The sequence below is a fragment of the Chromobacterium paludis genome (genome assembly GCF_008275125.1).
Taxonomy (GTDB): domain Bacteria; phylum Pseudomonadota; class Gammaproteobacteria; order Burkholderiales; family Chromobacteriaceae; genus Chromobacterium; species Chromobacterium paludis.
Genome location: NZ_CP043473.1, coordinates 2598450 through 2620671, shown reverse-complemented (window position 1 = coordinate 2620671; position 22222 = coordinate 2598450). Strand labels below are relative to the sequence as shown.

The window sequence follows — 22222 nt, the reverse complement described above, 5'->3', positions numbered from 1 at the left end:
CCGTGTGTCCTGGATTTCAATGCCGCAATTTTAACCGTTTCAAGGGGATTGGCGCTATGGCGATGCCGTCCGGCGCGGGCTTGATTTCGATCAATCCGGTCAGGGGTTGTGACAAATTGTCGCGGGTCCTTGGGGCGAGCTTGGATATAATAATGCAAATTATTCCCGTTATTGTCAGGACAAGAACCATCATGTCGTCTCTGGATCTGTTTCCCGCCGGCGCCCATGGCATTGTAGAAAAGCTGAATCTGGCCGAGGAGGCTTTCCGCCGCGTGGCGGCCTTCGGCCTGGTTCCGGGCAGCCGCTTTCATCTGCGCAAGGTTGCGCCCTGGGGCGGCCCGCTGCTGCTTGAGGTCGGCGCCACGCGTTTTCTGCTGCGCCGCAGCCTGGCTCGCCTGATCGACGTGAGGGCGGCGGCATGAAGCGTTTTGCCTTGATCGGCTTGCCCAATACCGGCAAGTCCACGCTGTTCAACCGTCTGACCGGCATGTCGCAGCGCGTGGGAAACTGGCCTGGCCTGACCGTGGAGCTGATCAGCTCGCGCCTGCTCTTGGGCGGCAAGATGGTGGAGCTGATCGACCTGCCCGGCGTCAACGACCTGACCGGCTACAGCGACGACGAGGCCGTGGTGCGCGATGTGTTGCTGTCCACGCCGTTCGACGGCGCGGTGCTGGTGCTCAATGCCAGCCAGCTGGACCGCCAGCTGCCCTTGGCGCTGCAGGTGATTGCCAGCGGCCTGCCCTGCCTGGTGGTGTTGAACATGGCGGACGAGGCCAAGCTGCTGGGCGTGACCGTGGATGTCGATGCGCTGGCCGAGCGCCTGCAAACGCCGGTGGCGCTGGTGTCAGCCAAGCGCATGGAGGGCTGGCCCAGGCTGATGGCGGCGTTGAACCAGCTGGCCGCGCAGCATGGCCCGGCGGTGCATGCCCAGCTGGAAGCGGTGCCGGAGTCTCAGCGCGCCATTGATCTGGCCCGCCGCAAGCTGGATGGCTGCTGGCGTCTGCCGCCGGTGCTGCCGGTGTTGCTGACCGAAAAAGTGGACCGCTGGCTGCTGCACCCGTGGCTGGGCCTGCCATTGTTCTTCGCTTTCATGGCGCTGCTGTTCAACCTGACCTACCAGATCGGCACGCCGCTGCAGGATGCGGTGGGGGGCGGCCTGGACTGGATCAAGGACCATGCCTTGTCGCCGGCCATCGTTTCGCTGCCTGGCATTCTGCAAAGCCTGCTGCTGGACGGCGTGTGGCAGGGCGTGGCCACGGTGCTGACCTTCGCGCCCATCCTGTTCGTCTTCTTCGTGCTGATGGCCATGGTGGAAGACAGCGGCTACTTGGCGCGCGCCGCCTTTCTGACTGATGCGATGATGGCCAGGCTGGGGCTGGATGGCCGCGGCTTCGTGATGCAGCTGATGGGTTTCGGCTGCAATGTGCCGGCCATCATGGGCACGCGCGTGATGCGCGAGCGCAAGCAGCGGCTGCTGACCATGCTGGTGATTCCGTTTTCTTTGTGCTCGGCGCGTTTGCAGGTGGTGGTGTTCTTCGCCGGCATCCTGTTCAGCAAGGCGCAGGCGCCGTGGGTGGTGTCGGCCTTGTATTTGATGACCTTCGTCGCCGCCATCATCACCGCCTGGGTGTTCAAGCGCCGCTACCGTGGCGACGAGGCCTTCCTGCTGGAGGTGCCGCCGTACCGCTTGCCCGGCGCGCGCCACATGCTGGCGCGGGCGGTGGGCGAGGTGAGCGCCTTCCTGCGCCTGGCCTCAACCTTCATCCTGGCCGGCGTGGTGATGGTGTGGCTGCTGACGCATATCCCGGCCGGCCATGGCAAGACCCTGGCCTACGCGCTGGGCGAGGCGCTGTCGCCGGTATTGAGCCCGATAGGCATACGCGCCGAGCTGGCGGTGGCGCTGCTGTTCGGCTTCATCGCCAAGGAGATCCTGCTGGGCAGCCTGGCGGTGATCTACGGCGTGTCCGAGGCGGGCCTGGGCGGCGTGCTGGTCCAGCACCTGGACTGGATGTCGGCGATGAGTTTCCTGATCTTCACGCTGGTGTACGTGCCCTGCCTGTCCACGGTGGCGGCGATGCACCGCGAATCCAAGAGTTGGCGCTTCGCCGCGATGTCGGTGGCCTGGTCGGTGCTGCTGGCCTGGACGCTGTCCTTCGTCTTCTACCAAGGCGTGCATCTACTGCGCTGAGCGCCTAAAATGGCAGCTTGCATCATCGATCAGAACAGGAAAAAACATGAAGGGCGATCCCAAAACCATAGTCTTGCTCAATGATCTGCTGGCCGAGGAGCTGTCCGCCGCGGACCAGTATTTCATTCATGCCGAGATGTACAAGGACATGGGGCTGCACAAGTTGTTCGAGCGCATAGACCATGAGCGCGAGGACGAACTGGAGCACGCGCGCACGCTGATCGCCCGCACCCTGTTCCTGCAAGGCCGCCCCGATGTGGCCCGCCGCGTCCCCATCCAGGTGGGCGAAGACGTGCCGGCCATGCTGCAGGCCGACCTGGAGGTGGAGTACCGCGTCGGCGCGCTGCTGAAGCAGGTCATCGCCCATTGCGAGAGCGTGCGCGACTACGTGACCCGCGACGCGCTGATGGTCTTGCTGGAAGAGACCGAAAACGACCACGCGCATTGGCTGGAGCAGCAGTTGAAGCTGATCGAACTGATGGGCGTGGAAAATTACCAGCAGGCGCAGATGTAAGCCGCTTGGGTTTTGAATTGTCGAATGCCCGGCCTCGCGCCGGGCATTTTCATGTGCGGGGGCGGTGCGAGAAGAAGCTGCCGCGCTGCGGTTTGCTCCTTTTTTCCTCGCGGGAGAAAGGTGGGGGAAGGGAGGGGGCAATCGCGCCAACTTTGACCCCGCTCAGCGCGCTCTCCGGCTATTGCCTTGATAATGCGGCGGTTTCAATCCATAGCGGAGCGCGCGATGTCTGACCTTTCTTCCATCGATTTGTCTGTGAGCTGGCTGGGCCAGACCATGCCCGGCTGCCTCTACAACGCCTCCGGCGTGTGGTGCCGCGAAGAGGCGGAGCTGGAGGCGGTGCGCACTTCCGCCGCCGCCGCCGTGATCAGCAAAAGCGCAACGCTGTCCGCGCGCGAGGGCAACCCTGAGCCGCGCTACCATCGCACGGCGCTGGGCAGCATCAACTCCATGGGCCTGCCCAATCACGGCTTTGCGTATTACCTCGATTACGCGCGCCGCTACGACTACGGTTGCGGCAAGCCGTTGTTCCTGTCGCTGTCAGGCATGACGCTGGACGATAATTTGATCATGCTGCGCACCTTGGCGGCGGCCGGCCTGCCGGCGATTCCGGAAGTCAATCTGTCCTGCCCCAATGTGCCGGGCAAGCCGCAACTGGGCTATGACTTCGTCACCACGACGGAGGCGCTGAACGCTTTTGACCGGGCCTGGCCGGGCCGCTACGGGGTCAAGCTGCCGCCGTATTTCGATCCGGCGCATTTCGCCGCGATGGCGGACATCCTCAATCGCCATCCCCGCCTGGCCTTCGTCACCTGCATCAACTCCATAGGCAACGGCCTGGTGGTGGACGTCGACAGCGAGTCGGTGACCATCAAGCCGAAGGACGGCCTGGGCGGGCTGGGGGGCGACTACGTGCTGCCGACGGCGCTGGCCAATGTGCGCGAGTTCTACCGCCTGCTGCCGGGCAAGGACATCGTCGGCTGCGGTGGCGTCAAAAGCGGCAAGGAAGCCTTCATGCACATCCTGGCCGGCGCGCGCGCGGTGCAGGTGGGCACCTGCCTCCATCACGAAGGTCCGGCTGCCTTCGCCCGCATCGCCGCGGAACTTGCGGCGCTGATGCTGGCCAAGGGTTACCGCAGCCTGGAGGCGTTCCGCGGCAAGCTGCGCACTTTATAAGCGCTCAGTCGAAGCGCCAGCAGGCCATGGACAGCGAGCCTGCGCGCCAGTCGTCGTGCAGTTTGATCGGCGGCGTGTCGTCGCTGGCCGCGCCCAGCGCCACCAGCAGCGGCTGGAAGTGCTCGTCGCTGGGGTGGTTTTCGCGGGCGTAGGGCGCTTGCCGCTGCCAGTCCATCACCGCCTCGCGCCGGTTTTCAAGCAAGGCCTGGTCCATCCAGTCGGCGAAGCCGCTGGCCCAGGGCGTCGGCGCGCTGCCCTCGCGGCCCAGCTCCCATAGATTATGGGTGTAACTGCCGCTGCCTATGATCAGCACGTTTTCCTCGCGCAGCGGCCGCAGCGCGCGGCCCAGCGCGTAATGTTCGGCCGCGCCGGCGCGGCGACGCATGGAAACCATCACCAGCGGGATGTCGGCCTGCGGGAACATCAGCATCAAGGGCGTCCACATGCCATGATCCAGCGACCGTTCGCGCGTGACGGCAAGCGGCAGGCCGGCGTCATCCAGCATGCCGGCGACGCGGCCGGCCAGGTCCGTATCGGTGGCGGCGGGATAGCGCAGGGTGCGCAGAATGGGCGGAAAGCCACCGAAGTCGTACATGGTGCCGGGCGATGGCTGCAGATTGACAGCGTAGACGCTCTCCTCCCAGTGGGCGGAGACGATGACGATGGCGCGAGGGCGCGGCCAGTCTTTTCCCAGCCGCTCCAAGAAATGGCGAGTCGGGCTATCTTCTATCGGCAGTGTGGGCGCGCCGTGGGAAAGGAAGAGCGCGGCTTGTTTGGTGCTCATGATCTGTCGCTTGCATTGGGGGATGGCGACAGCTTACGTCGCCGCTGAAGTTTGAAAAACGGCGGTTTTCTCACTTAATCATTTCTAATTGGTGAACAATTGAGCGCCGTTGTGAAATTCGGCGACGTAGGCGCAAAAAAACCCGGCTAAGCCGGGTTTCTTCATGCATATGGCGCGGGCTCAATCCCAAGGCACGTCGGCAGCGTCGCCCGCTTCCGGGGATAAGGCGGCGGGGCTGGCCGCGGCCGGCCCCGCTTGGCTGTCTTCCAGGCCGCCCAATGCCTCCACCAGCGCTTCCACCAGCTCGCCCAGTTCCTCGATCATCAGGATGAAGGTGGCTTCGAACAGGCTTTCTCGATCATCGCCAGCCTGGCTGGCTTCGTCCTGCAGCACGTCCAGGAACTGGATGCGCTTCAGCTGCAGCGTGTCGGTCAGCTGGAAGCGGATCTTTTCGTTCCAGATCAGGCCCAGCTTGGTGGCCTGTTTGCCGGTGGCGATGTGCTGGCGGATTTCGTCGCTGGTCAGGTCGATGCGGCTGCAACGGACCACGGCGCCGTTTTCGCTGCCGTCCTTCAGCTCGCAGTCGGCATCCAGCTCGAAGCCGCCCGGGGCCTCGCCGGCGGCCAGCCAATCCGTCATCGCGGTGTGCGGCGCGATCTGGGTGCGCGGCAGCGCGGCGGGGAAGGGCGGCAGCGCCTCGCGCAGCTTGGAGACCAGCGCCTCCGCCTTGCTGGAGGAACCGGAGTCCACCATCAGCCAGCCGCGGGCGATGTCCAGATAGGCGCTGGTGCGGCCGCTGCGCACGAAGGCGCGCGGCAGCAGGTCGTCGGTGACCTGCTCCTTCAGCGCCAGCTTTTCCTTGCGGCCCACTTTGCGTAGCTCCTTGTCCTCGATCTCCTGCACCTTCATCTCGACGAAGTCGCGGATCACCGAGGCCGGCAAGACCTTGTCTTCGCGGCGCATGGCAACCATCAGGCTGCCGCGTGCCGCGTAGACCGGCGCATCCAGATGCCCGGCGGGCGCCACCCAGCCTTCACTGAACCAGTCGAGGCCCATGCAGGGTTGGAACGGACGTTTTTCCAATGCTTGCAACAGCTTATCGGCGTCCACCAGGCTTTCGCCGCTCAAACGATAAAAAGATAGTTGCCTAAACCACATATTTGTTCCATAATGCGCGTCCTCTGAAGCCGTTGATTGTACCGCAGCAAGCGATGCAGCAGCAGATTTTCAGACAAGCAGTTTTAGCCGGTCGTCGGAGTGTAGCTTAGCCTGGTAGAGCGCTACGTTCGGGACGTAGAGGCCGGAGGTTCGAATCCTCTCACTCCGACCAGTTAAACAAAAGCTTGTCAAAATAAAGCGAACAGAGTAAAGTATGTCTCCTCGACGCAAGTCGAAAGAGCAGCAAATCGGAGTGTAGCTTAGCCTGGTAGAGCGCTACGTTCGGGACGTAGAGGCCGGAGGTTCGAATCCTCTCACTCCGACCAGGATTCAAAAAGCCTTGATTTTCAAATTCAGAGAATCAGGGCTTTTTTACAGATTGGTTTGCCGGCATAGCTCAGTTGGTAGAGCAGCGCATTCGTAATGCGAAGGTCGGGGGTTCGACTCCTCTTGCCGGCACCATATGAAAACAAAGACCCGCGGTTTAAGCCGTGGGTCTTTTGCTTTGCTGGTGATGTTGGTGCGGCCGGCTGTTGTTGCAAAGTGCTCTGTGTTGAGCATTTTAAAAAAATGCTTGCCAACTTTAATTGGTAGGCGTATAGTTCGTCCCTCTCGAGGCGAGATTCGTTTCGAAAAGTGTTGGCAGTTAGCTCAGTTGGTAGAGCATCGGATTTTGATTCCGAGGGTCACAGGTTCGAGCCCTGTACTGCCTGCCAGAGATATTAAGCACTTAGGCCAGATCTAAACGATCTGGCCTTTTGCTTTTGTAGACTGTGTAATCGCTATGTAAGCAAATTCCGTCCTTATCGGTCACTGCCATATCAAGACGCTCGGTCTTCTGCATGGTGACTCATTCGGCTTCGGCGATTAGCGGGGACTGCATCGAGCTCCAGCGGAAAGTTTTGTGCGAAATCAATGCGCACATGCCACCAAGCAAGATCAGAAAGGCGCAGCGTCCGAGGCTGTCAGTCGTGAAGAATTGACCTCGCCAGGCCGCGCGCAAGACCGCGACGACATGGGTCATGGGCGCGATCTGGACAAGCACACGCATAAACGGCGGCAAGTTTTCAAGCGGAAAACTGGCACCCGACAAGAGAAGCATCGGCTGGAAGATGAAGATGCCCGCGCTGAAGGCTGAATTCGCGCTCTTGAGCGGGGAGCTCGGCATGAAACCAAATGAAAACAGTGCAAAGGCGCAGACCACGATCGCTGAGAGCAATTGCACTGGCGTGGTGGAGGGGCAATCCGCCCAAGCTCAGTCCTTTCCCGCTTGGCTCGGGGCAGGGTTGGTTGTATGGATGAAAAAAGATCCTGGCGCTAGGGGGCAATAAAGCCGGGTGGCGAATGACTGGTGCTTTGTCGATGGCTGGCTGGTATGGTGTGGTTGTTGAAGGAGTATAAAAAAAGCCCAGGATATCCTGGGCTTTTTTGTTTTGGCGGCGTCCGGCTTACTGTCCGTTGGCGGAAAGTAGCGGGGCGTAACCCAGTTCTCGCAGTTTTTTCATGGTTTCTTCGGCTTCGGCCCGGTTTTTGAAGGGGCCGACCTGGACGCGGGTGATGGTGTGGGCGGCGATGCCGTGCTTCTGCAGGTCGCGCACCAGCTTCTGCGCATTGCCCATGCTGGCGAATAAGCCCAATTGCACTTGGTAGCCGACGGAGCTGCCGACGGGCTCGGCCTTGCTCAGGCTTGGCGTGGGCGCAACTTTTGCCGTGCTGGTGTTGTCCACAATGGGCGGAGTGGCTTGAGTGGCTGTGGCTGTATTCGCGGCGGCGCTGTGGGGTTGCGGGCTGGCTTGGTTGGCTGTGGCTTCTTTGGCTGTGGCGGGCGGCGGCGGGGTGGGGCGCGCCTCTTCGCTGCCATGAGCCGGGCGCGGCGCGGCGTGGTGCGGCGCGGCTTGCTGGCTGGCGATGGCGGGCGTCTTGCTCAGGTCGGGCGCGGCGGGCTGGCTTTCGGCCGGGCTGGCGGGCGCCCCGCTTTGCGCGACGGGTTCGCTGCTTTGGGCGGTTGGCGCGCTGGCAGTCTTGGGCAGGGTGATGCTGCCGACGTCTGGACTGGCGGCGGGCTTGATGATCTTGCCTGAGCTTGGCGTGGGCGCGTCGCTGCTCATCTCCACCTTGGGCTTGTTGAGCGCATCCATCAGCGGGATGGCGGCGACGGCGACAGCAACCAGTCCGCCGGCAATCCATAGCCGCTTTTTCAGTTTGCTGTTGAGGTCGGGGTCGTTATGGCCGTCTTGCGGCGCCTGCAGCTGGTCTTGTTCTCGCATGGTCCGTAAGGAATGTGCAGCACGTGTTTGAAAACACTGCTAAAATAGCGGGTTCGTCAGAATTGGGTAACCCGACTGGCGTCATAATACTCAAGTTTAGCCAGTTGTCTTGTCGTTAGGGAGAATTTATATGGCAATCGAACGTACCTTGTCCATCGTTAAGCCGGACGCCGTTGCGAAAAACGTGATCGGCAAAATCTATGACCGCTTCGAATCCGCTGGTTTGAAAGTGGTTGCCGCCAAGATGAAGCAACTGTCCCGCGCCGAGGCCGAAGGCTTCTACGCCGTGCACAAAGAGCGTCCGTTCTTCAAGGACCTGGTTGACTTCATGGTGTCCGGCCCGGTGATGATCCAGGCGCTGGAAGGCGAAAACGCCGTGCTGAAGAACCGCGAACTGATGGGCGCCACCGATCCGAAGAAAGCTGAAGCCGGCACCATCCGCGCCGACTTTGCCGATTCGATCGACGCCAACGCCGTTCACGGCTCCGACAGCGTGGAAAACGCTGCCATCGAAGTGGCTTACTTCTTCGCCGCTTCCGAGATCTGCTCGCGCTGATCCCGAACTGTAGTTGATTGACCGGAGGCCGCCGCGCAAGCGCCGGCCTCTTTCCCCTCTCGAGGATTGCATGAAAACCAACCTGCTCGACTTCAATCTGGACCAGCTGACGCAGCACTTCGCCGAAATGGGCGAGAAGCCTTTCCGCGCCAAGCAAGTGATGCGCTGGATGCACCAGATGGCCGAAGACGATTTCGACGCGATGACCGACCTGGCCAAGAGCCTGCGCGCCAAGCTGCACGAGCGCGCCGAGGTGCGGGTGCCGTCGCTGATGACCGGGCAGGCGTCCAGTGATGGCACTCGCAAGTGGCTGCTCGACGTCGGCACCGGCAACGGTGTGGAAACCGTGTTCATTCCGGAAGACGATCGCGGCACCTTGTGCGTGTCATCCCAGGTGGGTTGCGCGCTGGAGTGCACCTTCTGCTCCACCGGCCGCCAGGGATTCAACCGCAACCTGTCCACCGCCGAGATCATCGGCCAGCTGTGGTGGGCCAACAAGGCCATGGGCGTGACGCCCAAGAATGAGCGCGTGATCTCCAACGTGGTGATGATGGGCATGGGTGAGCCGCTGGCGAATTTCGACAATGTGGTCAGCGCGCTGAAGATCATGCTGGACGACCACGGCTACGGCCTGTCCCGCCGCCGGGTGACGCTGTCCACCTCCGGCCTGGTGCCGCAGATGGACCGGCTGCGCGAGGAATGCCCGGTGGCGTTGGCCGTGTCCCTGCATGCGCCCAACGACGCGATCCGCGACGTGATTGTGCCGATCAACAAGAAATACCCGCTGGCCGAGCTGATGGCCGCCTGTCGCCGCTATCTGGAAAAGGCGCCGCGCGATTTCATCACCTTTGAATATGTGATGCTTGACGGGGTCAACGATAGACCGGAACATGCTCGCCAGTTGATGGAGCTGGTAAAGGACGTGCCCTGCAAGTTCAACCTGATCCCGTTCAACCCGTTCCCCAACTCGGGTTATGATCGTTCCAGCAATAACGCGATTCGAATTTTCCGCGAACTTTTGCAAGAACAAGGCTATGTCGTGACCGTGCGCAAGACGCGCGGCGACGACATCGATGCCGCCTGCGGCCAGTTGGCCGGCCAGGTGCAGGACAAGACGCGGCGTCAGGCCAAGTGGATGCAGATCATAGAGGATAAAAAAATATGAGCGCATGGCGGAGAGGGTTGGCTGGATGGTTGTTGACATTTGGCATGGCCAGCTCCGCCATGGCGGCCGGGAATCCTCACGAATTGGCCAAGATCCGCAGCCAGCTTGCGGTGGAATATGCCAAGATAGGCAATATGAAGGTGGCGTTGGACAACGCCAACGAGGCGGTGGCGGCCGATCCGACCTATGTTCAGGGCTATGTGACGCGCGCCTATGTGCAGGGTTTGCTCCGCATGAACGACCAGGCCGAGCAGGATTTTCGCCATGCCCTGCAGCTGGAGCCGGGCAATTCCGCCGCCAACAATAATTACGGCCTGTTCCTGTGTGAGAACGGGCGCGTGCAGGAGTCGCTGCCGCTGTTCCAGCGCGCGCTGGCCGACCCGCTGTACGACTCGCCGCAATCGGCTTATTTGAATCTGGGGCGTTGCAGTCTCAAGCTGGGCCAGTTGGACAAGGCCAACGCATACCTGCTGGACGCCCTGCGCGCCGCGCCGAATTACCCGCCCGCCTTGACTGAGCTCGCGGAGTTGCAGCTGGGGCAGGGCAATGCCAAGCTGGCTGCCTTCTACTTTGATCGGCTGCGTCGGGCCAATCCTGACGGGCTGGGCGCGACCGAGCTGTGGTTGGGAGCCAGAATCGCCCGCAAGACCGGGGATGGCGCGCTGGAGAGCGAGTGCGCCACCGAGCTGAAAAACCGGTATCCGGACTCTAGAGAAACACAACTGCTGTTGAGTGGAAGCTGAGGATGGAAAGAAAAAACGAACATCATGAAGCGCCGATGCCAGGCGGCATCGGCGCCAGTCTGAAGTCGGCGCGCGAGGCGGCGGGGCTGGGCCTGGGGGAAGTGGCCGATCGCTTGAAGCTCTCCTTGCGGCAGCTGGAAGCGATTGAGCGCGACGACTTCGACGCCTTGCCTGGCGCCACTTTCGTGCGCGGTTTCGTCCGCAATTACGCTCGTTTTCTGGATGTGGATCCGGAGCCCCTGATGCGGGCCTTGGAGCATCATTTCCCCTCCGCCGTCAATGACGTGGCGAATCTGGTCAAGGGCACCACGGCGCGCGAAACGGCTCCTGAGCCGGAAGCGCCTGCGGAGCCGCCGGCTGGCGATTCCGCCATGGGCAAGTGGCTGGGGCTGGCGGCCTTGGCCGTGGTGGTGGTGGGCGGCAGCGTCTGGTTCGTCAACCGGGATTCCGCGTCGCGGCAGCCGGATGCGCCGGAAAGCAATCAGCTGGCGCCGATGCTGACGCAGCAGCACGAGGCCTCCGCGGTGGCGGCCTCGGCCCCCGCGCAGACTGCGGCTTCAGCCGCCATGGCGCAAAGCCAGCCTCAGGCCAGCGCGCCGGCCAAGGCGGCCATCGTCAAGCCGGTGGCCAGCGCCCCTGCCAATATGGCGACCGCCAAGCCGCAGGCCAGCTCGCCGGCGGCTCAAGGGGCGGACAAGGTCAGCGTCAACGTCAAGGACGCGGCCTGGATCTCGGTGCAGGATGCTACGGGACGTAAATTGATTTACAAGGTGCTGCAGCCGGGCGAGCCGACCGAGGTCAGCGGCACCGCGCCGTTCAAGGTGGTGGTCGGCAATGCTGGCCAAGTGGAGCTGCGCTACAACGGCAAACCGGTGGACTTCAGCGACAAAATCCGCGGCACCACCGCCAAGATTCAACTCAAGTGATGCAGGGTAGCGAATGGATAGCGTGAACATCGCGCGCCGTCCCACCCGCCTGGTGCGGGTAGGACATGTTTTGGTGGGCTCGGCCGCGCCGGTCGTGGTGCAGTCCATGACCAATACCGATACCGCCGACGCGGCGGCGACGGTTGAGCAGGTATATCAACTGGCCCAGGCCGGCTCCGAGGTGGTGCGCATCACCGTCAACTCGCCGGAAGCGGCGGCCCAGGTGGCCGATATCCGCCGCCGGCTGGACGATATGGGCTGCAATGTGCCCTTGGTTGGCGATTTTCACTTCAACGGCGACCGCCTGCTGAAGGAGTTCCCGGACTGCGCCAAGGCATTGGCCAAGTACCGCATCAATCCGGGCAATGTCGGCAAGGGCGCCAAGGGCGATGACAAGTTCGCCTTCATGATCCGCACTGCGATGGAGCACGACAAGGCCGTGCGCATCGGCGTCAACTGGGGCAGCCTGGACCAGGCCTTGCTCGCGCGCATGATGGACGCCAACAACCGCGCGGCCAATCCGCTGCCGCTGCCCAAGCTGATGCAGGAGGCGCTGATCGTGTCGGCGCTGGAGTCGGCGGAAAAGGCGGTGGAGCTGGGCCTGTCGCCCGACAACATCATCCTGTCGTGCAAGGTCAGCAATGTGCAGGACCTGATCAGCGTCTACCGCGAGCTGGGCCGCCGCTGCGATTACCCGCTGCACCTGGGGCTGACCGAGGCCGGCATGGGCAGCAAGGGCATCGTCGCCTCCAGCGCCGCGCTGGCGGTATTGCTGCAGGAAGGCATCGGCGACACTATCCGCATTTCGCTGACGCCGCAGCCGGGCGAGGCGCGCACCAAGGAAGTGATGGTGGCGCAGGAGCTGCTGCAAACCATGGGCTTACGCAGCTTCACGCCGCTGGTTACCGCCTGTCCGGGCTGCGGCCGCACCACCAGCACCTTCTTCCAGGAGCTGGCGGACGACATCCAGACCTATCTGCGCGAACAGATGCCGGTGTGGCGCCTGCAGTATCCGGGCGTGGAGGACATGAAGGTGGCGGTGATGGGCTGCGTGGTGAACGGGCCGGGCGAGTCCAAGCTGGCCGACATCGGCATCAGCCTGCCGGGCACCGGCGAAGTGCCGGTGGCGCCGGTGTATGTCGACGGCCAAAAGGACGTGACGCTGAAGGGCGATAATATCGCCGCCGAATTCACCGCCATCGTCGACAACTATGTGAAAACGCGCTACGGCGAGGGCGGCGCCAAGCGTCGCGAAAGCGTTAGCCGCACCATCCCGATCCAGCCGGTCAAGGCCTGACGGAAACTGAATTCAGCTGAATATTAAGAAGATAGCAATGGCTCAGAAATACCAAGCGGTCAAAGGCATGAACGATGTGCTGCCGGCCGAATCCTACCAGTGGGAATATTTTGAAGGGGTGCTGCGCAAGCTGCTGGCCGATTACGGCTACCACAATATCCGCACCCCCATCCTGGAAAACACCGCGCTGTTCATCCGCTCCATCGGCGAAGTGACCGACATCGTCGAGAAGGAAATGTACACCTTTACCGACAGCCTGAACGGCGACAGCCTGACGCTGCGCCCGGAGGGCACCGCCGGCACGCTGCGAGCCGTGGTCGAGCACAATCTGCTGTACAACGCCACGCAGAAGGTGTGGTACATGGGGCCGATGTACCGTCACGAGCGCCCGCAGAAGGGCCGCTACCGCCAGTTCCACCAGATGGGCGTGGAAGCGCTGGGCTTCGCCGGTCCGGACGTGGACGCCGAAATCATCGCCATGACGGCCGATCTGTGGCGCCGCCTGGGCATCAGCCAGTACGTGCGCCTGGAAATCAACTCGCTGGGCAACAAGGATGAGCGCGCCGCGCACCGCGAGGCGCTGATCGCCTATCTGGAGCGCCACGTCGACATCCTGGACGATGACGGCAAGCGCCGCATGCACAGCAACCCGCTGCGCGTGCTGGACACCAAGAATCCGGCCTTGCAGGACATGGCCAACGCCGCGCCCAAGCTGTCGGATTATCTGGGCGAGGAGTCGCGCGCCCACTACGAAGGCTGGAAGGCGATGATCGCCGCGCTGGGCGTGGAGTTTGTCGAGAACCCGCGCCTGGTGCGTGGCCTGGACTACTACAACCAGTCCGTGTTCGAGTGGGTGACCACCGAGCTGGGCGCGCAGGGCACCGTCTGCGCCGGCGGCCGTTACGACGGCCTGATCGAGCAACTGGGCGGCAAGCCGGCGCCAGGTATCGGCTTCGGCATGGGCATGGAGCGCGTGCTGCTGTTGCTGCAGGACAAGAATCTGCTGCCGGCGCAGCGCGGCGTCGACGTTTATCTGGTCAATCAGGGCGAGGGCGCCGGCCTGTACGCGATGCGTTTGGCCCAGCAAATGCGCGCCGCGGGCTTCTCCGTGGTGCAGCACCTGGGCGAGGGTAGCTTCAAGTCGCAGATGAAGAAGGCCGACGCCAGCGGCGCCGAGTTTGCTGTCATCGTCGGCGAGAACGAAATCGCGGCCGGCCAAGCCGTGATCAAGGCGCTGCGCGCCGAAATCGAACAAAAGACCGTGGCCGCCGCGGAAGTCGCCGCAACGCTGGCCGCTCTAAAAGCTTGATTGAATAAGGGGGAACGCAATGGCGTTCGATTTGCAGGAACAGGAACAGATCGATTCGATGAAGGCCTTCTGGCACCAGTGGGGCAAGCTGATCGGCGGCGCCGTGCTGGCGGTCAGCCTGGGCTATCTGGGCTACAAGGGGTATGGCGTGTATCAGCATCAGCAGGCGGAGAAGGCTGCCGCGGCCTATGAGGCCGTGGATGACGCAGTGTCGGCCAAGGACATCGCCAAGCTGAAAGTCGCCGCCCTGCGCTTGCAGAGCGACTACGCCGGCACCGTCTACGCCAGCCGCGGCGCGCTGGTGCTGGCCAAGGCCGCCTTCGACAAGAACGATCTGCCGCTGGCCAGCAGCCAGCTGCAGTGGGTGGTGCAAAACGGCAAGGACGAGGCGCTGCAAGCCATCGCCCGCCTGCGCCTGGCCTCGCTGAAGCTGCAGCAAAAACAGTACGACGCCGCCGTTTCCGAGCTGAATCAGCCGCATCCGGCCGCTTTTGACGCCGAGTACCTCGAGCTGAAGGGCGATGTGTTCACCGCCAAGGGCGACACCGCCGGCGCGCGCGACGCCTACAAGGCCGCGCTGGCCAAACTGGTGGAAGAAAGCCCGAACCGCGAGCTGGTCCGGATGAAACTCGACGCGCTGGGAGGCTGACCGCATGCGCCGCCAACTGTTGCTTACCGCTGTAATCTCGTCTTTGTCGCTGGCCGGTTGCGCCAGCTGGTTTGAAGGATCGACCCAGTTCCCGCCCACGCCGCTGGCCGCCATCAAGCCGCTGCAGTCGATGAGCGTCAAGTGGACGCTGCAGCAGGCGGCGCCGGCCGCCAGCTTCCTGCCGGTGTACGCCAACGGCAATGTGGTGACGGCGGATGGCGAAGGCCGCATCCGCAGCGTGGACGCGCTGAGCGGCCGCGTGCAGAGCGACGTGTCGCTGAAACGCGCGCTGAGCGCCGGCGTCGCCGTCAATGGCGACACCGTGCTGGTGGGCACGCAGGATGCCAAGCTGCTGGCGGTGAACCGTCTCAGCGGCAAGGTGGAGTGGGAGCAAACGCTGACCAGCCTGATGCTGGAGCCGCCGCAGATCGCCGGCGACATCGTGGTGGTGCGCACCAACGATGCGCGCCTGACCGGCTTCAGCGTGGCCGACGGCAAGCAGCAATGGTCGGTCGGCAATGTGTTGCCGCAATTGACGGTGCGCAACGACGGCTCGATGCGCGCCGTGGGCAAGGATGCGGTGATGGTGGGCCAGGCCGGCGGCCAGCTCGACATCATCAACCCGCTATCCGGCAACACGCTGTGGCAGGGCGCGGTGGCCACGCCGCGCGGCGCCACTGAGCTGGAACGCGTCACCGATGTCACCAGCCGCCCGGTGTTCGACGGCGGCCAGGTGTGCGCCGTGGCCTACCAGGGCCGTGTCGCCTGCTTCGACGCGCGCAACGGCAGCCTGCAATGGGCGCGCGAAGTGTCGTCCAGCCGCGGTCTGGCGCTGGATGCCCGCAATGTCTATGTGACGGCGGAGAACGGCTCGATCTGGGCCTATGACCGTCAAACGGGGCGCAATGTCTGGAAAAACGACGATCTGAAGTACCGCAATGTGTCGGGTCCGGTCCTGCTGGGCCGCTTTGTGCTGGTGGTGGATGGCGAAGGTTATGCCCATCTGCTATCCAACGAGAGCGGCGGCATCGTGGGCCGCGCCAAGATCGGCACCTCAGGTCCGGTCAATCAACCGGTGTCGCTCGGCTCCTCCGCCCTGGTGCAGGGACAGGATGGCCGCCTGGCGATGCTGAACTTGGAATAAAAGCAGTTTTACATGAAACCTACCGTAGCGCTGGTCGGCCGTCCCAATGTGGGCAAGTCGACCCTCTTCAACCGGCTGACGCGCAGCCGCGACGCCCTGGTCGCTGACCAGCCGGGTCTGACGCGCGACCGCCACTACGGCCACGGCCGCGTTGGCGAAAAGCCGTATCTGGTGGTCGATACCGGCGGCTTCGAGCCGGTGGTGGACGAAGGCATCCTGTTCGAAATGGCCAAGCAGACGCTGCAGGCCGTGGACGAAGCCGATGCCGTGGTCTTCCTGGTGGATGGCCGCTCCGGCCTGACGCCGCAGGACAAGATCATCGCCAACCGGCTGCGCCAGCTGGATCGCCCGGTGTTCCTGGCCGTCAACAAGGCCGAGGGCATGAAGCATGCCATCGCCGGCGCCGAGTTCCATGAACTGGCGCTGGGCGAGCCGCTGGTGATCTCCGCCGCCCACGGCGACGGCGTGCGCGAGCTGATGGAGCTGGTGCTGGAAGACTTCCCGGAAGAAGTGGAAGAAGAAGACGCCCGCCATCCCAAGTTCGCCATCATCGGCCGCCCCAATGTCGGCAAGTCCACCCTGGTCAACGCCATCCTAGGCGAAGAGCGCGTCATCGCCTTCGACCAGGCCGGCACCACGCGCGACAGCATTTATATTGATTTCGAGCGCGATGGCCATACCTATACCATCATCGACACCGCCGGCGTGCGTCGCCGCGCCAAGGTCAACGAGATGCTGGAGAAGTTCTCCGTCATCAAGACCATGAAGGCGATAGAAGACGCCAACGTCGCGGTGCTGGTGCTGGATGCCCAGCTCGACATCTCCGAGCAGGACGCCACCATCGCCGGCTTCGCGCTGGAGGCGGGCCGCGCGCTGGTGGTGGCGGTGAACAAGTGGGATAACCTGGATGGCGAGCAAAAGGAAACCGTGCGCCGCGAGATCGCGCGCAAACTGAACTTCCTCGATTTCGCAAAATTCCATTACATCTCGGCCATTGAAGGCCGAGGTGTGGCAGACTTGTTCAAATCCATCGATGAAGCTTATCGCGCGGCGATGGTCAAGCTGGCGACGCCGAAGCTGACACGCGTGCTGCAAGTGGCGATAGAGCGCCAGCAGCCGCCGCGCTCCGGTCTGATCCGTCCCAAGATGCGCTACGCGCACCAGGGCGGCCAGAATCCGCCGATTATCGTCGTGCACGGCAATGCGCTCGACAATATTCCTGACAGCTACACGCGCTATCTGGAACATACTTTCCGCAAAGTGTTCAAACTGCAGGGCACGCCGCTGAGGGTGCAGTACAAGTCTTCGGAAAACCCGTTCGACAAGGACGAGGGCAAGGAGAAATCCCGCGCCAAGCCCAAGCCGATGTCCAAGATGCGGGGCAGGGAAAAAGAAGTTCGCTACGGCAAAAGCAGCAAAAAATAGTACGCCGGAATGTTTTCTGCTAAAAATAAGCAGGCCGCCGCGCTGTTCGCTGTACAGTTAATACAACAATCAACGATTCGGAGAAAAACGAATGAGCTCTAAAGGGCAAATGTTACAAGACCCGTTCCTGAATATCCTGCGCAAGGAACACGTGCCGGTCTCCATCTACCTGGTCAACGGCATCAAGCTGCAGGGTCAGGTTGAGTCCTTCGACCAATATGTGGTTCTGCTGCGCAATACGGTGACCCAGATGGTTTACAAGCACGCCATCTCCACCGTGGTGCCGGCCCGCGCGGTGTCCCTGCCGCACCCGGATCACGCCGCCAAGCAGGAACAAGCGCAGGACGCCTAAGGCATTACCCGCGCCATCCGGGCCGATTGTCCGCATCGCGAGATGCGGCCTTTCGGCCTTTGTCATTTATCGCCGCATAGATTGCAAAAGCATGTTTGACCGTCCCGACTTGGGCGACCAGGCCATCCTGGTCAGCCTGGATTTTGGTGATGCCGACTACCAGGAAAGTGTCGCGGAGTGCGCCGAGCTGGTGCGCGGCAGCAAGGTGGAAATCCTGGGCATGGTGCAAGGCAAGCGCCAGCGCCCGGATGCCGCCTTGTTTGCCGGCAAGGGCAAGGTGGAGGAAATCGCCTCCATGGTGCGGGCCACCGGCGCCAATGTGGTGATTTTCAATCACGCCTTGTCGCCTGGCCAGGAACGCAACCTGGAGCGCGCGCTGCAGTGCCGCGTCATAGACCGCAACAGCTTGATCCTGGACATCTTCGCCCAGCGCGCGCGCAGCCATGAAGGCAAGCTGCAGGTGGAGCTGGCGCAGCTGTCCCACTTGTCCACGCGGCTGGTGCGCGGCTGGACCCACCTGGAGCGGCAAAAGGGCGGCGTGGGCTTGCGCGGCCCTGGCGAAACCCAGCTGGAGACGGACCGCCGCTTGCTGGGCATCCGCGTCAAGGCGCTGAAGGACAGGCTGGCCCAGGTGCAGAAGCAGCGCCATACCCAGCGCAAGAGCCGCAATCGCGCCGGCGTCGCTTCAGTATCCATCGTCGGTTATACCAATGCCGGCAAGTCCACCTTGTTCAATGCGCTGACCAAGGCCAACAGCTACGCCGCGGACCAGCTGTTCGCCACGCTGGACACCACCAGCCGCAAGCTGTTCCTGAACCATGGCTGCTCGGTGGTGCTGTCCGACACGGTCGGCTTCATCCGCGATCTGCCGCACACCTTGGTGGCGGCCTTCCGCGCCACGCTGGAAGAAACGGTGCAGGCCAATCTGTTGCTGCACGTGGTTGATTGCGCCAACGAGACGCGCGACGCGCAGATCGACGAGGTCAACAAGGTGTTGGCCGAGATCGAGGCGGACGGCATTCCGCAGTTGATCGTCTGGAACAAGTGCGATCTGCGCGAGCTGCCGCCGGAGATCGAGCGCGATGAAAACGGCGAGATCGTCGCGGTGCGGGTGTCGGCGCTGAAAGGCGAGGGGCTGGAACTCTTGCGCGAGGCGATTGCCGAAAGGGTGCAACCTTTCGCCAACAACTTAAAAGAACCCTACGAGCATGTCGCAGAATGACCCGAACCGTGGCCGCAATGGCCAGAATGGGCCGCCGGATCTCGATGAAGTGTTCCGTGATCTAAACCGAAAATTGTCCCGCCTGCTGGGCGGCAAGCCGGGCAACGGCCGCCCCGGGGGCAATGCCGGCGGTAACGGCGGCAGCGCCTTCACCCCTCCGCCTTACAAAAGCGGCGTGGCCATCGCGGCTGGCATCATCGCCGCCCTGTGGCTGGCCAGTGGCTTTTACGTGGTGGATGCCCGCGAGGAGGGCGTGGTGCTGCGCCTGGGCAGCTTCAACCGGCTGACCGAGCCCGGTCTGCAATGGCACGCGCCGTATCCGTTCGAGAAGGCCGAAATCGTCAACTTGACCGAGCTGCGCAGCGTCGAAGTGGGCTATCGCGGCAGCGCGCAGAACCGCGTGCCGGAAGAGTCGCTGATGCTGACAGAAGACCAGAACATCATCGACGTGCAGCTGTCGGTGCAATACGACATCAAGGACGCGCGCGCCTTCCTGTTCAACAATGCCGCGCGCGAGCGAGACGGCAAGGATCTGGTCAAGCAGGCCGCCGAAACCGCCATCCGCGAAGTGGTGGGCCGCAACAAGGTGGACTTCGTGCTGAACGAGGGCCGCGCCCAGATCGCCGCTGACGCCCGCAAGCTGATCCAGGACGTGCTGGACCGCTACCAGGCCGGCATCCGCATCGCCAAGGTCAACATCAACGACGTGCAGCCGCCGCAGGCTGTGCTGGCGGCGTTCGACGATGCGGTGAAGGCCGGCCAGGACAAGGACAAGCTGCGCAACGAAGGCATGGCGTATGCCAACGAGGTGGTGCCCAAGGCCCGCGGCATGGCCGCGCGCCTGGTTCAGGAAGCCGAGGGTTATCAGCAGCAAGTGGTGGAGCGCGCCGAGGGCGATGCCCAGCGTTTCCTGCAAGTGTTGCCTGAATACAACAAGGCGCCCAAGGTCACGCGCGAGCGGATGTACCTAGACATGATGCAGCAGGTGCTGAACAACAGCAGCAAGGTATTGGTCGATCAAAAGGGCGGCAATAGCCTGCTTTACCTGCCCTTGGACAAGCTCACCCAGTTGGCCTCCCAGGGCGCAGCCGCGCCCGCTCAGGCATCCGTGACGCCCGCTCCCGCGGCCCCTGCCGCGGCAGCCACGCCGCCAGCGGCGAAGAACGGGCGCGATACGTCGCGCGGACGCGATTTTCTGGGAGCGGAACGATGACGCAAAGACTGATACCCATCCTGGCGGGCATGGCCGGCATGCTGTTCATCGCCAGCCTGTCCTTGTTCACCGTGGATCAACGCCAGTACGCGCTGGTTTTCCAGTTTGGCGAGGTGGTCAAGGTGATCTCCCAGCCCGGCATCCAATTCAAGATACCGCTGCTGCAGAATGTGCGTTACTTCGACCGCCGGGTGCAGACCATAGACGCCGAGACGCCGGAGCTGTTCAACACCCGCGAGAAGAAAAACGTGCTGGTGGACAGCTTCGTGAAATGGCGCGTGGTCGACGTGTCGCAGTTCTACAAGAGCGTCGGTTCCGAGACGGCGGCGGTGGCGCGTTTGAAGCAGACCATCAATGACGGCCTGCGCGCGGAATTCGGCCAAAAGACCGTTGCCGACGTCATTTCCGGCCAGCGAGACCAGGTGATGGAGACGGTTCGCAAGCGCGCGGACGCGGATGCGCGTAAAATAGGCGTGGAAATTCTCGACGTGCGCTTAAAACGAGTCGATTTTCCGGATAAAATAAGCAGTTCCGTCTACGACCGCATGCAGTCCGAGCGTCGCACCGTGGCCAGTCAGCTGCGCAGCGAAGGCGCGGCCGATGCGGAGCGGATACGGGCGGAAGCCGACAAGCAGCGCGACGTGATCCTGGCCGAAGCCTACCGCAAGGCGCAGGAGCTGAAGGGCGTGGGCGATGCCAAGGCGGCGGCGATTTACGGCGCGGCTTACGGCAAGAATCCGGAGTTCTACGCCTTCTGGCGCAGCATGCAGGCCTACCGGGAGTCGTTCAAGGACAAAGGCGACGTGCTGGTGCTGGACCCGAGCAGCGACTTCTTCAAGTATTTGAAGAATCCGCAGGCGGGGCAAGGCAAGGGCAAATAGCCGACAATTTGGTATAAAGAAGACTGGCCGGGGCGACCTGGCCAGTTTGCTGATGACAAGGCGGGTCTTTCCCCGCCTTTTATTCTGTTGAAACGAAATGCGTAATTGGCTGTTACCCGAATATATTGCGGACATCCTGCCGGCCACGGCGCGTCAGGTTGAGTCCGCCAAGGCCGCGATGCTGGAAGGCTTTCGCGTGGCTGGCTACGAGCTGGTGCTGCCGCCGCTGATCGAGTACATCGACTCGCTGGTCAGCGAAGGCGACGTCACGCTGGACCTGAAAACCTTCAAGCTGGACGACCAGCTGTCGGGCCGCCAGCTGGGCTTGCGCGCCGACATCACGCCCCAGGTGGCGCGCATCGACGCCCACCTGCTGGGCGGCCGCACTGGCGTCACGCGCCTGTGCTACGCCGGCAGCGTGGTGCATAGCCGTCCGTCCGGCCTGACCAGCTCGCGCGAGCCGCTGCAGGTGGGCGCCGAACTGTACGGCTACGCCGGCATCGAGGCCGACCTGGAAATCATCGAGCTGATGCTGTCCACGCTGGAAAAGGCCGGCGTGGACAAGCTGCGCCTGGACGTGGGCCACATCGCCATCTACCGCGGCCTGGCCGCGGCGGCCGGCCTCGCGCCGGAAGTCAGCCGCGAGCTGTTCGGCCTGCTGCAGAACAAGGATGTGGCCGGCATCGCCTCGCTGGTGGCTGGCGTGGCCGAACCCTACAAGAGCGCCTTTCTGGCTTTGCCGGAGCTGTATGGCCCGGCCTCTGTGCTGGATAAGGCGCGCACGCGCCTGCCGTCGCTGCCGGAGGTGGAGCTGGGCCTGATGCAGCTGTCCGCCATCGCCCGCGCGATGGAGGGAAGGGTGGAACTGAGCTTCGACCTAGCCGAACTGCGCGGCGACTTCTATCACACCGGCCTGATGTTCGCGGCTTACGCGCCGGGCTGGTCCGACGCCATCGCGCGCGGCGGCCGCTATGACAATGTCGGCCGGCGTTTCGGCCGCGCGCGTCCGGCCACCGGCTTCAGCCTGGACTTGCGCGATCTATTGCGCATCCTGCCGGAGCGCGACTCCAGCCGCGGCATCCGCGTTTCGGCCCGCCACCTGCCTGCGGCTGCGTCCGAAGTGGCGCGTCTGCGCGCCGAAGGGGAGATGGTGGTGGTGGACTATCTGGGCGAATCCGCCGCGGCGCTGAATTGCGATCGCGAGCTGCTGCCTGCCGCCGATGGCTGGCAGCTGGCGCCGTTTCATTGATTTT

21 protein-coding genes, 3 tRNA genes and 1 pseudogene are annotated in these 22222 nt (G+C 63.1%); 21 read left to right on the top strand and 4 right to left on the bottom strand.

Going from position 1 to position 22222, the window contains the following annotated elements:
• Positions 1-191 precede the first annotated feature (191 nt).
• The 4 genes from FYK34_RS20485 (at position 192) to FYK34_RS12210 (ending at position 3878) form a co-directional block, all read left to right on the top strand.
• On the top strand, positions 192-422 hold the full coding sequence (locus tag FYK34_RS20485) for a FeoA family protein (protein ID WP_168209729.1): 231 nt from the start codon (positions 192-194) through the stop codon (positions 420-422).
• Positions 419-2188, top strand: a complete 1770-nt coding sequence (gene feoB / locus FYK34_RS12220; RefSeq protein ID WP_149296830.1) for a ferrous iron transport protein B — start codon at positions 419-421, stop codon at positions 2186-2188. Before FYK34_RS20485 ends, feoB begins: the two co-directional genes overlap by 4 nt.
• A 46-nt stretch (positions 2189-2234) precedes the next feature.
• Positions 2235-2702, top strand: coding sequence for a bacterioferritin (bfr, locus tag FYK34_RS12215; protein WP_149296828.1), 468 nt, complete (start codon positions 2235-2237; stop codon positions 2700-2702).
• Between the two features lie 225 nt (positions 2703-2927).
• Positions 2928-3878, top strand: coding sequence for a dihydroorotate oxidase (locus FYK34_RS12210; RefSeq protein ID WP_149296827.1), 951 nt, complete (start codon positions 2928-2930; stop codon positions 3876-3878).
• A gap of 4 nt (positions 3879-3882) precedes the next feature.
• On the opposite strand, the gene FYK34_RS12205 is transcribed toward FYK34_RS12210, so the two are convergent.
• A complete protein-coding gene (locus tag FYK34_RS12205) occupies positions 3883-4662 on the bottom strand; it encodes a DODA-type extradiol aromatic ring-opening family dioxygenase (protein WP_149296825.1) in 780 nt (259 codons plus the stop codon).
• Positions 4663-4842: 180 nt separating this feature from the next.
• A complete protein-coding gene (locus tag FYK34_RS12200; RefSeq protein ID WP_149296823.1) occupies positions 4843-5820 on the bottom strand; it encodes a recombination-associated protein RdgC in 978 nt (325 codons plus the stop codon).
• A gap of 95 nt (positions 5821-5915) precedes the next feature.
• Between FYK34_RS12200 and FYK34_RS12195 the strand changes: the two genes are divergently transcribed.
• From FYK34_RS12195 to FYK34_RS12185, 3 genes are all read left to right on the top strand, one after another.
• A tRNA-Pro gene (locus tag FYK34_RS12195) sits at positions 5916-5992 on the top strand.
• A gap of 77 nt (positions 5993-6069) precedes the next feature.
• Positions 6070-6146: transfer RNA gene (locus FYK34_RS12190), tRNA-Pro, on the top strand.
• A gap of 60 nt (positions 6147-6206) precedes the next feature.
• A tRNA-Thr gene (locus tag FYK34_RS12185) sits at positions 6207-6282 on the top strand.
• Between the two features lie 388 nt (positions 6283-6670).
• On the opposite strand, the gene FYK34_RS21195 is transcribed toward FYK34_RS12185, so the two are convergent.
• Together FYK34_RS21195 and FYK34_RS12175 are read right to left on the bottom strand one after the other, a co-directional pair.
• Positions 6671-6988, bottom strand: a complete 318-nt coding sequence (locus FYK34_RS21195; protein WP_407923606.1) for an ABC transporter permease — start codon at positions 6986-6988, stop codon at positions 6671-6673.
• A gap of 280 nt (positions 6989-7268) precedes the next feature.
• Positions 7269-8087, bottom strand: a complete 819-nt coding sequence (locus tag FYK34_RS12175) for an SPOR domain-containing protein (protein WP_149296820.1) — start codon at positions 8085-8087, stop codon at positions 7269-7271.
• Between the two features lie 130 nt (positions 8088-8217).
• Between FYK34_RS12175 and ndk the strand changes: the two genes are divergently transcribed.
• From ndk to FYK34_RS12105, 14 genes and pseudogenes are all read left to right on the top strand, one after another.
• Positions 8218-8643, top strand: coding sequence for a nucleoside-diphosphate kinase (ndk, locus tag FYK34_RS12170; protein ID WP_071108193.1), 426 nt, complete (start codon positions 8218-8220; stop codon positions 8641-8643).
• A 70-nt stretch (positions 8644-8713) separates the two neighbouring features.
• Positions 8714-9808, top strand: coding sequence for a 23S rRNA (adenine(2503)-C(2))-methyltransferase RlmN (gene rlmN / locus FYK34_RS12165; RefSeq protein ID WP_149296818.1), 1095 nt, complete (start codon positions 8714-8716; stop codon positions 9806-9808).
• 44 nt (positions 9809-9852) lie between these two features.
• Positions 9853-10551 carry a type IV pilus biogenesis/stability protein PilW gene (gene pilW / locus FYK34_RS12160; RefSeq protein WP_149296816.1) on the top strand — a complete coding sequence of 233 codons (699 nt, stop codon included), beginning with the start codon at positions 9853-9855 and terminating at the stop codon, positions 10549-10551.
• 2 nt (positions 10552-10553) lie between these two features.
• Positions 10554-11477: a RodZ domain-containing protein gene (locus FYK34_RS12155; RefSeq protein WP_149296814.1), complete on the top strand. Its 924-nt coding sequence runs from the start codon at positions 10554-10556 to the stop codon at positions 11475-11477.
• 13 nt (positions 11478-11490) lie between these two features.
• Positions 11491-12774 carry a flavodoxin-dependent (E)-4-hydroxy-3-methylbut-2-enyl-diphosphate synthase gene (ispG, locus tag FYK34_RS12150; protein ID WP_149296812.1) on the top strand — a complete coding sequence of 428 codons (1284 nt, stop codon included), beginning with the start codon at positions 11491-11493 and terminating at the stop codon, positions 12772-12774.
• A gap of 37 nt (positions 12775-12811) precedes the next feature.
• Entirely contained in the window at positions 12812-14083 is a 1272-nt protein-coding gene (hisS, locus tag FYK34_RS12145) for a histidine--tRNA ligase (protein WP_149296810.1), read from the top strand.
• 19 nt (positions 14084-14102) lie between these two features.
• The gene (locus FYK34_RS12140) at positions 14103-14732 is read left to right on the top strand and encodes a YfgM family protein (RefSeq protein ID WP_149296808.1); all 630 of its coding nucleotides are present in this window, start codon (positions 14103-14105) and stop codon (positions 14730-14732) included.
• A 4-nt stretch (positions 14733-14736) separates the two neighbouring features.
• Complete coding sequence (bamB, locus tag FYK34_RS12135; RefSeq protein WP_149296807.1) at positions 14737-15876, top strand: outer membrane protein assembly factor BamB; 1140 nt, start codon at positions 14737-14739, stop codon at positions 15874-15876.
• Between the two features lie 12 nt (positions 15877-15888).
• Positions 15889-17197 (top strand): annotated as a pseudogene (der, locus tag FYK34_RS12130) (ribosome biogenesis GTPase Der); the annotation flags it as partial.
• Positions 17198-17392: 195 nt separating this feature from the next.
• On the top strand, positions 17393-17653 hold the full coding sequence (gene hfq, locus FYK34_RS12125) for an RNA chaperone Hfq (RefSeq protein ID WP_149296803.1): 261 nt from the start codon (positions 17393-17395) through the stop codon (positions 17651-17653).
• A gap of 91 nt (positions 17654-17744) precedes the next feature.
• Positions 17745-18875: a ribosome rescue GTPase HflX gene (gene hflX / locus FYK34_RS12120; RefSeq protein ID WP_149296801.1), complete on the top strand. Its 1131-nt coding sequence runs from the start codon at positions 17745-17747 to the stop codon at positions 18873-18875.
• Positions 18862-20088: an FtsH protease activity modulator HflK gene (gene hflK, locus FYK34_RS12115; protein ID WP_149296800.1), complete on the top strand. Its 1227-nt coding sequence runs from the start codon at positions 18862-18864 to the stop codon at positions 20086-20088. The genes hflX and hflK overlap by 14 nt, the downstream gene beginning before the upstream one ends.
• A complete protein-coding gene (hflC, locus tag FYK34_RS12110; RefSeq protein WP_149296798.1) occupies positions 20085-20969 on the top strand; it encodes a protease modulator HflC in 885 nt (294 codons plus the stop codon). The genes hflK and hflC overlap by 4 nt, the downstream gene beginning before the upstream one ends.
• A gap of 97 nt (positions 20970-21066) precedes the next feature.
• Complete coding sequence (locus FYK34_RS12105; RefSeq protein ID WP_149296796.1) at positions 21067-22218, top strand: ATP phosphoribosyltransferase regulatory subunit; 1152 nt, start codon at positions 21067-21069, stop codon at positions 22216-22218.
• The last annotated feature ends 4 nt before the right edge of the window (positions 22219-22222 follow it).